Here is a 12,804-nt window from a genome sequence, read left to right as displayed (position 1 = left end):
TCCCGCCGACAGGACGTATTCCGCCCGTGGGGGTCCAGTCGCGCGGGCGGCTGGGGCCCCACGTCCTGCACGGTTGGCCGAGACGGCAAACGCCCCCGCTCCGAAGAGGCGGGGGCCGACCGCCGGATCAGATCCAGGTCACTTGGCGGACGTACACGCATTCATGCCGGGGAACGATGAGGTAGACGAAGAATCCGCTGTCGACATGTGCGGTATCTCCCTTCGGGCCCAGCCCTTCGTACTGTGTTCCGTCGAGGTAGAAGGCCGCAGCGGCCCGCACCAGCTCGTCAGCCCGTTTCTCGACCTCGGCAACGAACGCCGGCGGTGCTCCGCCGATGACGTACGCCTCGCTCGGGTCGTACTCCCACCTCCACGTCACTCGGACACCGCCTGCGTCGCCATGTCCTCGACGGCACGCAGCTGGTCCATGGCGGATCGGAACGCGGGATCGTCCTTGCTGGTCGTGCCGTGGATCGTGGCGAGAGCACGGCTACGGCGTGCGGAGAGATCGGGCCGACGCTCGATCTCCACCTGAGCGGCCCAGTGGGTCAGCCAGTGCTGAAGGTGCCCGATCTTGCTGGTCCGAATGGCGGCGGCGAGCGCCTCTTCCTTGTGCCTTTCCATCTCGTCCAGGCGGTGAGGAGCAATCCGGGCGAGCGCCACGCGGACGGCGTCGGGGGTACGTTCGGGGCGCGGTACCAGCTCCGTGCCGTGGTCTGGCTGTGTGCTCACGATGTCCTCCCAAGGGTGCCCCGGCCACCATATCCAGCCGGGGCGTACGAGTCAGACGTCGTCGTCCAGGCCCTCCTCGCGGCGGATCATCCGCCAGGCGGCCTTGCGGGCGCTGCGGTCCGGGGCGAGCTCGGCGACGATCAGCGTCAGCGCGTGGTGCGTGTCGACGTGTCGCAGTCGTAGGGGATGCCCCACGCGTCGAGCCGCTGCCCGGCAAGCCGCCGGGCGAGCCGCGTGCCGCGCGGGGTGGAGCTGAACTTCCGCACCGTGCGCCCTTGATTGCCGCCGCTCGGTCGTGGGCCGCGCATCGCGGTCTCATCCGGGAGTGAGGCGGGCAGCCGAGCGCCACGCGTGCGAGAAGGGTGCCGACCGGATACGGACCTGGGGTCAAGGAGCAGGGGCGGATGTGGGTCGGTGGCGCCCACGACGAACCCTCCGGGCGCCACCGGGTGGAATACCTCTACGTCGTCACTCCCGGTCGGTCGCGATGATGCCGACGCATTCTTCGAGCGCGGCATGCAACGGCGTTACGAAGGCAGCGAGTTCGGCGTCCGATGCCTTCCCCGCCTCCAGTACGGCGCCGACGACCGTCACCAGGACGGCGGCGGCCTTCAGCGCTTGCGTATCGGCCAGCCCTTCAAGAAGACCGCCGGGGCGCGTGACCGCGAAGGCCTCCTTGCCGGTGGCCGGGTCGACGCCGAGGCTGCGCAGACGAGACGCATTCGTACTCATACGGCGACCTCCCACGGAACGTAGTCCTGCCCCGGCGTCGCCAGGACCGCCGCCCGGCGCCGCTCGCGCTGAAGACGCCGCCGGTCACGTTCGTCGCGCTCGCGTTCCCACTCGACGACGTACGGGCGGACCAGGGGCATGCCGTCGGCGGCGATGACGTCCGCCGCGTACCGACACGTGATCGCGGGCGGGGGCTCCGGAGCGGGCCGACAGGGGATGAGGGGCAGTGGCAGGGCTGCTGCGGAGCGGTGGGCTCCGCGGGTGGGCAGGAAGAGGTTCAGAATCGCGGCCAGTAGGCTGCGCATAGGTCGACTCCCAATCAGTCGGCTGAGGCCCCGGTAGGGAAGTAGCCGCTTCCCGTCGGGGCCGCTCTGTGTTGCGAACCCAAGATAGCGTGGATAACCGCAGATAACCACGGATGCACGGAATGCTGTGGTCACCCACGCTGATGTCATGGAGCTTGACCGCACACGCCCGCTGTGGCGGCAGATCGCAGCGGAGATCATCCGGCGCATCAAGAACGGCACGTATCCGCCGGGAAGCCGCGTGCCCTCCACCCTGGAAATCGCCCAGGAGTTCGGCGTGGTGAACGCGACGGCGGCGAAGGCGATGCGGCATGTGCGGGAGCAGGGGTGGACGCGGGGCGAGGTCGGGCTGGGGACTTTCGTCGTCGACCCCCTGCCGCCCTCCCCCGAAACCCCCGAGCCCTCCGCCTAGCCCAAGCCGCAGTCACCCATCTGAGCCGTACGTTCGTACGCCCGGTGGGCGCCCAGTCGCACAGGCGACTGGGCACCCACATCTTGCATGGCTGGCTGAGACCTGAGGGTGTTGTCGGGCTGCGCCCGTGGCTGACGGTCGGCGTTCACTCAGCCTTCCTGATCGTGGTCCTCCTCGTTCCCGCGCCAACGGCTTGCTCGCTCGGCGATCCCGCTGGAGAGCTTGCCCTTCACGGAGCTGGCCCGGTCGAGGGTCCCGTTGCCGAAGCTTCTGGCGGCACCGACGCCCTTTGCTCCTGTCTCGAGCGCCTTGTTCCTCGCCTCCGCGGCCGCGTCCACCCATCGTCTCGCATCCGATGACTGGCGACCGGACTCAATCCCGAGCCGCCCGTGGAAGTCACCGACGCCGGTTGCGACATGGTTGCTCGACTGGACCACAGCCGGGGACTTGGTCGGGTGCAGCAGCACCTTCGCGTTGGCCGTGTCAGCAGCCGCACTCATCCGGGCCACCAGGCGCTCGGTGCTCCGCGAGATGAGATCCAGCCGGTTCTGTCGGGCAGCCCGAAGCCCGAGGCGATGCCGGTCCAGCTCCTCCGGAGCCGCGTCCAGCACTCGGTCGAGTTCGAGCACGGCGATCGCGTCCTGCAGTTGGAAGCAACGAGCCAGAACAGCGAGCCACTCCTGAGCCTTGGACTCGGCTTCATTGGCCGCCGTGGCGAGATCACCGATCTTGGACTTGCTCTTGCGCTCCACCTTCTCCGCGAGTGCGTCGAGTTGACGCAGCGCGAACGCCTGGGTCTCTGCGATCGTCGCCGGCGCGGCCTGCACCTTCGACCACGTGACCTCGGAGACCCGGCCCACCTGCTCTCGGATGGTCATGGTCTCCTCGATCACGAGGTCGACGCCGATCATGCGGGCCAACACAGCGTCCTTCTGGGCGCGGAGCACGTCGTCGACCTTCTCGTCGATCGTGGCGAGGTAGTCGGTGATCTCGTCCATGGTCTGCTGCATCGCGAGCTGTGCCATGATCCCCGCGGCACCAGCCAGACGCGCCGGGTTGGTCAGAAACGAGCCCGCCCCCTTCTCGATCTGGAGCCATGACTTGATTGAGCCAGGTTTCCCCACCATCGCGTGGCTGACGCCTGGCGTCTTGCTTTCCATCAGCCCGAACTTCTTGACACGCTGCGCGGACTCCTGGGTCAGCTTCACCCAGCGACCGGAGTTGGCGGCAATCTCTGAACCTGCCTGCGCGGCTGCAGCCCCGGTACCGAAGGCGGACTTGAGCCGTTGCAGTCCGAGGTCCTTCGACGACAGTCCCTCCGAGATGAGGAAGCGTTCGACATCCGTCGCGTTCCCGATGACCGCCAATCCATCACCGTCACTGATCAGCTGAATCTCGTTGTCCATTGCCCGCTCCCGAAGTGGCTTCTCGTAGTTGAGGGTCGGCGGGGTGCGCGCGGTGATCGCCGGGCAGAGGCCGAGGTCTTGCTCCAAGGGCGCCCTGGCCGGCACATCCAGCCGGGGCATACGGATCAGACGTCGTCGTCCAGGCCCTCCTCGCGGCGGATCATCCGCCACGCGGCCTTGCGGGCGCTGCGGTCCAGGCTGGACTTGAAGCCCTTGTCGGGGCCGAAGTACTGGCGGCCCATGCCCGCGATGGTGTCGATGTGGTCGGCCATCTTGTCCGCGAAGACGTTGTCGAAGACGAGTCCGAAGTTGTCCTCGTCGTTGACGACGGCCGCCGCCCGCACCTTCGGGTCGGCCTTGGCCTCCTCGAACGGGCGGATGACGTCCTGCTCGGTGAACTCGGTGCCGAAGCGTTCATTGAATTTGTCGATCAACTGCGAGAGCAGCGACTTCTCCGCCTCCTTCGCACCGCCCGAGCCGTCGCCGAAGCCCTGCATCGTCGTCGGCCCCTCGGCAGTGAGGGAGACGTCGTACTCGCCGGTCTTCTCCACCCGCATATGGCTGAGGTCGATCTCGCCTATGTCCACGCCTCCGTCCGCGCGGCGCGGCAGCCGGTTGAGGAGGTAGCGGCCGTAGAGATGCAGCCGCTCCAGCTCGGCGTCCCGGTAGGGGACGATCTGAGCGAGGAAGCCGTACTTCCTGACGTAGTCGTTGAGGTCGGCGCGGAAGCCCTCCGCCGTCTCCTGGTCGTCCTCGTCCTCGCTTTCGAGCAGGGGCGTGAAGCGGGCGACGGCGGGGGAGAGCAGCCGGTACAGCTCGGCGTGCAGCTTCTCCCACTTGGACTGTGAGCCTGCCGCCTTCTCCTTGGCCGCGAAGTACGCGGCGGCGAACTCGTCCATCTCCTGCCCGGACAGGATCGGCGCCTGCATGACCCGGCTCTGCGCGGTGTAGAGCAGGTTGGGGTCGGAGGGGAGGGTGTTCGCCTCCTCGAAGTACGGGCGGAAGGAGTCCTGTATGTCTTCGGCGTCGTTGACGAAGTCCAGTACCGCCAGGTCGGCCTGGGTTTTGCGCTCGGCGGTCCGGTTCAGCCGGGACAGGGTCTGGACGGCGGAGATGCCGGTCAGCGTCTTGTTGACGTACATCGTCGTCAGCAGCGGCTGGTCGAAGCCGGTCTGGTACTTCTCCGCCACGACCAGAATCCTGTACTCGCGCTGGCCCGCACCGCCGGCTCGGGCGGCCTTGTCGTCGGCACGCGTGTACCCGAACGCCTTCGGCAGCGCGCTCTCCGACAGCCCGCCGTTCTCCTTCGGCTCGGTGGTCTCCTCGCCGTCGACTGTGAGTGAGCCGGAGAAGGCGACGAGGACACCCAGGTCGGGGTACTTGGTGTCGTAGTCCCGGTCCTTGATGTAGCTCTTGATCGCGCGCGCCATCTGCACGGCGGACTGCCGTGAGGCGGTCACCACCATGGACTTGGCCCGCCCGCCGAGGCGGCCCCGGCTGTGCGCCACGAAGTGCTCCACGATCACCTGGGCGTGCTGGGCGACCGTCGAGTCATGGGTGAGCGCGTACCGGGCGAGCAGAGAGTTCGCCTTCGACGGGTCGACCTCCCGCTCGTCGGGGTTCTGGTTCACCAGCTTCCAATACGTGTTGTACGTGACGTAGTTGCGCAACGGATCGAGGATGAAGCCCTCCTCGATCGCCTGCCGCATGGAGTACGTGTGGAAGGGCCGGTAGGTCGCCTTGCCGTCGATGTCCTGGAGCGTGCCGAAGAGTTCGAGGGTCTTGGCCTTCGGCGTGGCGGTGAACGCGAAGTAGGAGAGGTTCGCGGCGCGGGAACGCTGCTCGGCCCTCTTCTTGAGCTGCTCGTCGAGGGTGGCAGTCGCCGGGGCCTTGACCGTGGTCGCGCCCGCGTCGTCCGAGTCGGAGTCCAGGCCGAGGTCGCGCAGGGCGGACCGTACGGCGGTGGCGGCGTCGCCGGACTGCGAGGAGTGCGCCTCGTCCACGATGATCGCGAAGCGGCTGCCCCGGATCTCGGTGGGGTTGCGCTGGAGGTAGTCGAGCAGCGCCGGGAAGGAGTGCAGGGTGACGGTGACGATCTTCCCGGTGTCGCGGGAGAGGGCCTTGGCGAGTTGCTCGCCCTTCGCCCCGTACTTCTCGTCGATCTTCACGACGAGGCCTGCGGTCTGCTCGAAGTTGCCGACCGTTTCCCGGAGTTGGGCGTCCAGGTTGCGGCGGTCGGTGATGACGATGACCTTGTCGAAGACCGGCACGCCCGGCTGGAGGCCCTTGGCCATGGCCTCGGCGTCGAGTTCGCGGGGGTCGGTCGGGGTGTGCAGGTCGCTGAGGCGGTGCGCGAGCCAGCCGATGGTGTTCGACTTGCCCGAGCCGGCCGAGGCCATGACCAGGTAGTCGTGGCCCGCGCCGTGCGTTGCGGCGTGCGCGGTGAGCTTCTTGACCGCGTCCCACTGCTGGAACCGGGGGAAGACCATCGTCTTGGTGGTGCCGCCGCCGGGCGACTTGCTCTTGTACAGGTGCACGAACCGCTGGAGCAGGTCCAGCCAGTTGTCCGGCTGCCAGACCTGCTCCCAGAGGTAGGAGGTCGCGTACGTGCCGAAGGCGGTCGGGTCCGGGTTGCCTGCGCCGCCCGGCTGACCGGGGCCGTTGGAGCCGGTGTTGAACGGGAGGAACCGGGTGTTCTTGCCCTTGAGCTGGGTGGCGACGAAGACCAGGTCCGGGTCGACGGCGAAGTTCGCGACGACCCGACGCGTGAAGATCAGCTCGGTGGGGTCGCGGTCGGTGCGGTACTGCTCCTTGGCCTTTGCCACCCCCTGCTTGGTCAGCGGGTTCTTCAACTCGGCCGTGGCGACGGGGATTCCGTTGAGGAAGAGGGCGAGGTCGAGCTTGTTGCCCCAGTCGGCCTGCTTCGTCGCGTACACGAGTTCGCGGACGACGGTGAGACGGTTGGCCCGGTAGCCGTCGAGCACGGAGTCGTGGGCGACGAGGTTCGGCTTGAAGTAGGCAACACGGAGCAGGACACCCCGGTCCTTGACGCCGTTGCGGAGAACATCGAGGAGCCCGTTGGTGGCAATGGCCTGGTCGAGTCGGCCGGCGAACCCGCGCTGCGCCTCGTTCGGGTCTCCGCCGTAGACGGTGAGCAGTTCGTTCCACTCGTCGGGCTGGGTCGCCCCGATGAAGGTGAACAACTCGTTGGTGTCCAGGCCGAGATCGGCCCGGTAGTCCTGCGGGCGCGCTTCGCGCCAGCCGCACTCGACCATGGCGGCGACGATGGCGTCACCGAAGGCGGACTCCGTGTGGATCGGGCTCATGGCTACGCGGTGCCTCCGTCCGTTACGTTGCGTTCGCTGGCGGTGGATACGTCGAACTGGCCGGTTACGGCGGCGGTGATGAGGGCTTGGCGGCGTTCGGCGATCAGCGCTCGCTGTCTTGACAACTCACCCTGCAGGCTTTCGATCTGAGACACCTGGCTCTGCAATTGCGCCAAGCGTTCTTTTGCCTCTGCGGGTTTCAAAACGAGAATGGGAACTCCACGCAGCCTGTCGGCCTTGATACCCAAGGCGGTCGATCCGGTAGCCCGGAGTTCCAACTCCGCCTGGCCCTGGGGTGAACGCAGGTACCAGTAAAGCCATTCCGGACTACAGAACCTCTGATCGGCCCTGAGTACAATTACACGCTGCGCGAGAGCGACCCCTGGATCATCGACCATTGCCACCTGTCCGAGCGGAGCCTCAGTGGTCAACAACACGTCGCCGTGCATGAGTAGCCCACGACGCATCCAATCGCTGTAGGCGTCTTCGGCAATGTACTCGCGACTTGCAGCCATGTCGATCTTTCCATCGCGAATGTTCTTGGCAGTGACCAATGGGACCCCGGATACAGTCTTTTCGGGTGTTGCCCCGCGATAGTCGATCCATCGATTTACGACACGTCGCAATGCAAGATTGACCGGAAGCGTGCCGCCAGCCTCCGTCGTGCGTGACGAGAAGCAATTCGACAGCAGCGACGCCTGCCGCTCGCCTAGGAGGTGTGAGAATTTGCTGGAAAGGAGCTCGATTCGAGCTAGCTTGCTGGTCTCGGCGTCGAGGAAGTCGGCGATGCGGCGCTGCTCCTCCAACCCTGGATATGCCCACGGCGAAGAAAAGAAGGCTCCAGCATCCAAGTTTTGGATACCCGTGGTCTGCTTGATGGCACTCTGTGTCAGCCCCTGACCGTATGCAGCGGCGAATACGTAGGTCAGGAAGCGAGAGTCGACAGCAGATTCGGGGGAAATCCGAGAGCAGAAATTAGAGCACACTGCCTTCTCTGCTCCGTCGTAGAGAACAGCCATGCCGACGGGCTGCTTTTCGCCTCCCCCCGACTTTTCGAGGATCAGGTCGCCAGGATGCAGGAGATGCTGCCGTAGCGATGATGCGTCGACGCTTCGCAACGGAGCCCCATCGGCCTTCGCTCGACGCCCCACACGGTCGAAGTCGGCGGCGCGAATACAGCGGACATCGCTACCGTCTTCGGCAGGTTCACCACCCCACGTTCCATTGGTGGACGATGCGATGAGATTCTTGATGCGTCCCCGCGTCCATTGAACAGGTGCGCCAGCGATCCAGCCGTCCGTGGTGGGGGTCATTCCGTCACCTCACCCAGCAGCGCCTGAATCTCCGCATCCAGCGACTTCAACTCCGCGTCGATCTCCGCCAGCGGCCTCGGCGGCTTGTACACGTAGAAGTGCCGGGTGAACGGGATCTCGTAGCCGACCTTCGTCTTCGTGTGGTCGATCCACGCGTCCGGCACGTGCGGCAGCACCTCGCGCTTGAGGTAGTCCTCGACGTCCTCGCCCAGCGGAACGTTCTCGTAGTCCCGCAGGTCCGTGTCCGGTTCCGGCTTGCCCTTCACCATCTGGACCTCGCCCCCCGGGTCCCGTACGCCGATTGCGTCCCGCAGCGCCTTGTTGAACGGCGCGCCTGTCGGCCAGGTCGACCCGGCCTGTACGACCGCGTCCTTGAGCGCCAGCCACGCCTCCGACTTGGTGGCCCAGGATCGAACCTGCATCGACTCGATGGCGTCGAAGAAAACCGAAGCGGCCGGCAGCTTCTGGATTGGCTTGGACTCCTCCAGCGCCGCCAACGTCTCCTCCGTGACCTCGAAGCGCAGCTTCAGCGGGCGTTCGACGGTGATGCGCTGGTAGCCGAAGTCCTCGTTCGCGAAGACCTTGACCTTGCCGTGCAGCGGGTGCTCGGTGTCCTTCGCGACCTGCACCGCCTCCGCGTACAGGCGGGTGATGTCGCCGATGTGGTTGGGGCGGCCGTTCGTCCCGTCGCCCAACTCCTTGCGCTTGTCGCCCAGCGACTTGCGCATCTTCTGCCACTGGTCGCGCGCGTCGAGCAGGACGACCTTGCCCGTGTGGTCGGCGTCCTTGCGGTTGGTGAGGATCCAGAAGTACGTGGAGATGCCGGTGTTGTAGAAGATCTGATCCGGGAGGGCGACGATCGCCTCCAGCCAGTCGTTCTCCAGGATCCAACGTCGGATCTCCGACTCACCAGACCCCGCCGCGCCGCTGAACAGCGGGGAGCCGTTGAAGACGATGGCGATGCGGGAGCCGCCCCCGCCGTTCACGTCCACCGGCTTCATCTTCGAGATCATGTGCTGGAGGAAGAGCAGCGAGCCGTCGTTGATGCGCGGCAGGCCCGCGCCGAAGCGGCCGGCGTCGCCGAGCGACCTGTGCTCGTACTCGACCTCCTCCTTGACCTTCTTCCACTCCACGCCGAACGGCGGGTTGGCGAGGAGGTAGTCGAACCTGCGGCGGGAGTGGCCGTCGTCGGAGAAGGAGTTGCCGAAGCGGATGTTCTCCGGGTCCTGGCCCTTGATCATGAGGTCGGAGCGGCAGATCGCCCAGGACTCGGGGTTGAGCTCCTGCCCGTACACCTCGACCGTCGCGTCCGGGTTGAGGGCTTTGATGCGGTCGTCGGCGGCGCTGAGCATGCCGCCCGTGCCGCAGGCCGGATCCATGACCGTGCGGACGACACCAGGCAGGCTGAGGGCGTCCGCGTCGGGCGCCACCAGCAGGTTGACCATCAGCTTGATGACCTCGCGCGGGGTGAAGTGCTCACCCGCGGTCTCGTTCGACTGCTCGGCGAAGCGGCGGATCAACTCCTCGAAGATGTAGCCCATGTTGTGGTTGGGCACGACGTCGGGGTGCAGGTCGAGGTCGGTGAACTTTCCGATGACCTGGTAGAGCAGGTTCGCGCCGTCGAGCTTCCTGACCTGCTGGTTGAACTCGTACTTGTCGAGGACCTCGCGGGCGTTGTCGGAGAAGGCACCGACGTAGATCTGCAGGTTCTTCGCCGCGTTCTGCGGGTCGGCCGCGATCTTCCGCAGCGTGAGGTCGCTCTTGTTGTAGAAGGAGTTGCCCGAGGCCTTGCGCAGGAAGTGGTCGGTGTCGATCTCCTGGCCCGCGAACCTGGCGACGGTCTCGACGACCTTGTCGCGCGTCGGCTCCAGGACGCACTCCAGGCGGCGCAGCACGGTGAACGGCAGGATGACCTTGCCGTAGTCGGACTGCTTGTAGTCGCCGCGCAGGAGATCGGCGACGGACCAGGCGTGGTTCGCCAGCTCCGTGTGCTTACTGCTGTTCAAGAGGTCCCGGCTTCCTTCCGAAAAGCGCCGTCCGGGCGGGGGACGGCAGGGATCCAGTGTGGTCGTGTGCGGTGGGACGTGTGGGGCGTTTCAGGCGGAACGGCCGGGTCTGCTGTCCGGGGTGTCCGGTGGCAGGAGTACGCCGGCGGTGAGGCCGGTGGTAAGAGTGGCCGCGGTGTCGGCGGCGAGGCCGGCGGTTCGGCGAACGGCCGCGCGTAGCTCGTGCACGCGGCGGAAGGCCTCCCCGTAGCGCCGCTGTTGCTCCAGGGGCAGCAGCGGTACGCGCAGGCGGCCGGGTGCGACGTGCACGTGGGTGCTGCCGGTGGACGCGGAGGCGATGTTGTCCTCGGCGCCGAGGAATCCGGCCAGGAACCACGGGTCGAGGCGGGCCGGGTCGGGGCGTAGGAGGTGGACGTTCGGACCGAGCAGGGCTCCGGCGTCCTGGTCGTCCGCGACCCGGGTCATCGCGGCCGCGTCGCCGCCGCCCGCGACTGCGCGTACGAGGACGTCTCCGGCGGCGACAGGCTGCGTGGCGTCAGAGTGGACGTCACCGGCGCCGCCGGACGGTGGGTTTCCGGCTGAGATGTCCAGGGCGGTGAGGACCGGCCGGTCTGCGGCAGGGGCGGCGGCGCCCTTGGAGCCTCGCGTCCCGGGCGTCGCCGCCCGCAGCACGGTCAGGGCCCCGCCGCGCGCAAGGTCGGAGACGGTCGCCGTACGCCACTCGCGGGCTGACGCCCCGGACGGCTGCCAGCCGCCGGACTCTGAGGCGCCTGCCAGGGCAGCGACTTGCTCGGCCAGTTGCCCGTGCAGCTCGGCGACGCGCCGGGCCAGGGCTGCCGGGTCGATGTCAGCTGCCGTCGCCCTCACATGGCGGGCCGGGGTGACGTCGACGACATCGTCGAGGAGGTCGACGAGCGGCACCGCGCGGGCGACGCCGGGCTCGTCGGCGTAGGTGTCGGGGGCTGCGGTGAACGCGGCCCACTGGGTGAGGACCCTGCCGGTCAGCCCCGCCCAGTCGAAGGTGGAACCAGAGGAACCAGAGGAACCAGAGGAAGAGGAGGCGGCGGAAGAGGAAGAGCCGGACCGGCCAGGGCGCGAGCCGCCGCGTGTGCCGAAGCCGGCCGTGGACGCAACGGTCGCGCCAGGTGTTCCCGTGGTGGCGTCCCGCTGCTCGCCCTCACCGTCGACGAACAGCACCGGCGTACGGTCCGCGCCGCCCGGCTCGGGGCGCTGGAGCACCCAGATCTGCAGACCGATGTGGAGCGGATACGCGGCACGCGCCGGGAGCGAGATGACTGCTCGCAGGGCCCCGCTGCGGATGAGCTCGGCGCGGATGCGGCGGCCGGAGGAGCGGAAGGCGAGTGCGGGCGGCAGCAGCATGACCGCGTGGCCGCCGGCCTCCAGATGCGCGAGGGCGTGCTGCACCCAGGCCAGCTCGGATTCGAAGCGCGGCGGGACCCCGTACGCCCACCTCGGGTCGTACGCCAGCTCGTCATGACCCCAATCACGGTCGCCGAAAGGCGGGTTGGACAGGACGGCGTCGACCGTGACCTCGGGGAAGGCGTCGTCGCGCAGGCTGTCGCCGACGCGGATCGCCACGTCGGCCCCGGGTGCGGCGAGCAGGAGCCGGACCGCGCTGCGCTGGGCCTGGACCGGGAGCGTGTCCTGCCCGAACAGCTCCTGTGCGCCCTGCCGGGCAGCGGCAGCGAGGAGAGTGCCGCTGCCGCAGGCCGGATCGAGGACACGGGCCGCGCCGGCGGGCAGGAGCCGCGCCATGAGCAGGGCCAGGCCCTCCGGAGTCTGGTAAACGCCGCTGGCGGCACCCTCGTCCAGCTCGCGCTCCGCGAGGACATCGAGGGCGGCCTGCGCTCCGGCCTCACGGACGCAACCCAGCAGGGCGCGGACCGTGCCCGCATCGTCCGGGCCGTAGCGGACCGGCTCGGCCTCGGGCACAGCCGGGGGGAGCTGGGCTGCGGCCTTCTCCGTGCGGGCGATCAACTGGTCGTCGGACGCGGTGGCGAGTTCGGCCAGCTCCTCGGGCGTGAGGCGGGACATGGCCGCCACCAGCGGGAACAGCCGCGCCGCCGCACCCGAGCCGGGCCCGAGCAGACGCAGCGCCGTACGCAACTCCTCGGCGGGCGAGGCAGCGGAGGTGTGCCCGCGCCCCCGCAACCATGCCTGGACAGCCGTCAGGTCGTAGAGCGGGCTGCTCTCCGTGCCCCCGCTGGGAGCGGGGAAGTCGTCGTGGCGACGGCGCCAGTTGCTGACGGTGGCGCGCGTGACCCCTGCGACGCGGGAGATCTCGGCGGCGGTCACGTGCGCCGAGGCGGGCAGTTGGGCTGAGGGCTGCTGGGGCATGGCGTGGGGTGCTGCTCCTCTCGGGCCAGTCGGTAGTGAACAGTAAACACGTTACAGCAGCCGTCAAGCGCATCAAGCTGTTTGACGATGCTTTCAGTGGTGTGCTTACCTATTACTGCTTCCGATTGGAAGCGGCGACTGCGCGACGCGCTGTGGAGCGCCCTGTCGCCGTACCACCGCCACGCATCTGATCTCTTCCGATCCCTTCTCATCG

Annotated in this window: 10 protein-coding genes and 1 pseudogene; 1 reads left to right on the top strand and 10 read right to left on the bottom strand. The window is 67.8% G+C overall.

The annotated features are described in order from the left end of the window. Positions 1-127 precede the first annotated feature (127 nt). The 5 genes and pseudogenes from OG352_RS18295 to OG352_RS18275 form a co-directional block, all read right to left on the bottom strand. Positions 128-379, bottom strand: a complete 252-nt coding sequence (locus OG352_RS18295) for a hypothetical protein (protein WP_329218210.1) — start codon at positions 377-379, stop codon at positions 128-130. After that, on the bottom strand, positions 376-732 hold the full coding sequence (locus OG352_RS18290; protein ID WP_329218209.1) for a hypothetical protein: 357 nt from the start codon (positions 730-732) through the stop codon (positions 376-378). The genes OG352_RS18295 and OG352_RS18290 overlap by 4 nt, the downstream gene beginning before the upstream one ends. A 126-nt stretch (positions 733-858) precedes the next feature. Further along, positions 859-1,040, bottom strand: a pseudogene (locus OG352_RS18285) (hypothetical protein); the annotation flags it as partial. A 160-nt stretch (positions 1,041-1,200) separates the two neighbouring features. Next, the gene (locus OG352_RS18280) at positions 1,201-1,464 is read right to left on the bottom strand and encodes a hypothetical protein (RefSeq protein WP_329218208.1); all 264 of its coding nucleotides are present in this window, start codon (positions 1,462-1,464) and stop codon (positions 1,201-1,203) included. Beyond that, the gene (locus tag OG352_RS18275) at positions 1,461-1,769 is read right to left on the bottom strand and encodes a hypothetical protein (RefSeq protein WP_329218207.1); all 309 of its coding nucleotides are present in this window, start codon (positions 1,767-1,769) and stop codon (positions 1,461-1,463) included. Before OG352_RS18275 ends, OG352_RS18280 begins: the two co-directional genes overlap by 4 nt. 148 nt (positions 1,770-1,917) lie before the next feature. Between OG352_RS18275 and OG352_RS18270 the strand changes: the two genes are divergently transcribed. Next, the gene (locus tag OG352_RS18270) at positions 1,918-2,181 is read left to right on the top strand and encodes a GntR family transcriptional regulator (RefSeq protein WP_329218206.1); all 264 of its coding nucleotides are present in this window, start codon (positions 1,918-1,920) and stop codon (positions 2,179-2,181) included. Between the two features lie 149 nt (positions 2,182-2,330). Here OG352_RS18270 and OG352_RS18265 read toward each other — a convergent pair whose 3' ends face one another. From OG352_RS18265 to OG352_RS18245, 5 genes are all read right to left on the bottom strand, one after another. Continuing rightward, positions 2,331-3,587 (bottom strand): hypothetical protein, encoded by a 1,257-nt coding sequence (locus tag OG352_RS18265; RefSeq protein WP_329223879.1) that lies wholly within the window; start codon positions 3,585-3,587, stop codon positions 2,331-2,333. A 125-nt stretch (positions 3,588-3,712) separates the two neighbouring features. Beyond that, a complete protein-coding gene (locus OG352_RS18260) occupies positions 3,713-6,913 on the bottom strand; it encodes a type I restriction endonuclease subunit R (protein ID WP_329218205.1) in 3,201 nt (1,066 codons plus the stop codon). A 2-nt stretch (positions 6,914-6,915) separates the two neighbouring features. Then, the gene (locus OG352_RS18255) at positions 6,916-8,226 is read right to left on the bottom strand and encodes a restriction endonuclease subunit S (protein ID WP_329218204.1); all 1,311 of its coding nucleotides are present in this window, start codon (positions 8,224-8,226) and stop codon (positions 6,916-6,918) included. Further along, positions 8,223-10,232 (bottom strand): type I restriction-modification system subunit M, encoded by a 2,010-nt coding sequence (locus OG352_RS18250; protein WP_329218203.1) that lies wholly within the window; start codon positions 10,230-10,232, stop codon positions 8,223-8,225. The genes OG352_RS18255 and OG352_RS18250 overlap by 4 nt, the downstream gene beginning before the upstream one ends. A gap of 90 nt (positions 10,233-10,322) precedes the next feature. Beyond that, positions 10,323-12,590: an N-6 DNA methylase gene (locus OG352_RS18245; RefSeq protein ID WP_329218202.1), complete on the bottom strand. Its 2,268-nt coding sequence runs from the start codon at positions 12,588-12,590 to the stop codon at positions 10,323-10,325. Between the last annotated feature and the right edge of the window lie 214 nt (positions 12,591-12,804).

Source organism: Streptomyces sp. NBC_01485, assembly GCF_036227125.1.
In the GTDB taxonomy this organism is placed as follows: Bacteria; Actinomycetota; Actinomycetes; order Streptomycetales; family Streptomycetaceae; genus Streptomyces.
The sequence above is the reverse complement of the archived record's forward strand: the minus strand, read 5'-3'. Positions and strand labels throughout refer to the sequence as shown.

What these genes read in the sequence shown, in the direction of transcription:
- OG352_RS18270 (WP_329218206.1), top strand. Translation starts at nt 1,918, where the DNA reads ATGGAGCTTGACCGCACACGCCCGCTGTGGCGGCAGATCGCAGCGGAG.
- OG352_RS18245 (WP_329218202.1), bottom strand. Translation starts at nt 12,590, where the DNA reads ATGCCCCAGCAGCCCTCAGCCCAACTGCCCGCCTCGGCGCACGTGACC.
- OG352_RS18260 (WP_329218205.1), bottom strand. Translation starts at nt 6,913, where the DNA reads ATGAGCCCGATCCACACGGAGTCCGCCTTCGGTGACGCCATCGTCGCC.
- OG352_RS18265 (WP_329223879.1), bottom strand. Translation starts at nt 3,587, where the DNA reads ATGGACAACGAGATTCAGCTGATCAGTGACGGTGATGGATTGGCGGTC.
- OG352_RS18280 (WP_329218208.1), bottom strand. Translation starts at nt 1,464, where the DNA reads ATGAGTACGAATGCGTCTCGTCTGCGCAGCCTCGGCGTCGACCCGGCC.
- OG352_RS18255 (WP_329218204.1), bottom strand. Translation starts at nt 8,226, where the DNA reads ATGACCCCCACCACGGACGGCTGGATCGCTGGCGCACCTGTTCAATGG.
- OG352_RS18275 (WP_329218207.1), bottom strand. Translation starts at nt 1,769, where the DNA reads ATGCGCAGCCTACTGGCCGCGATTCTGAACCTCTTCCTGCCCACCCGC.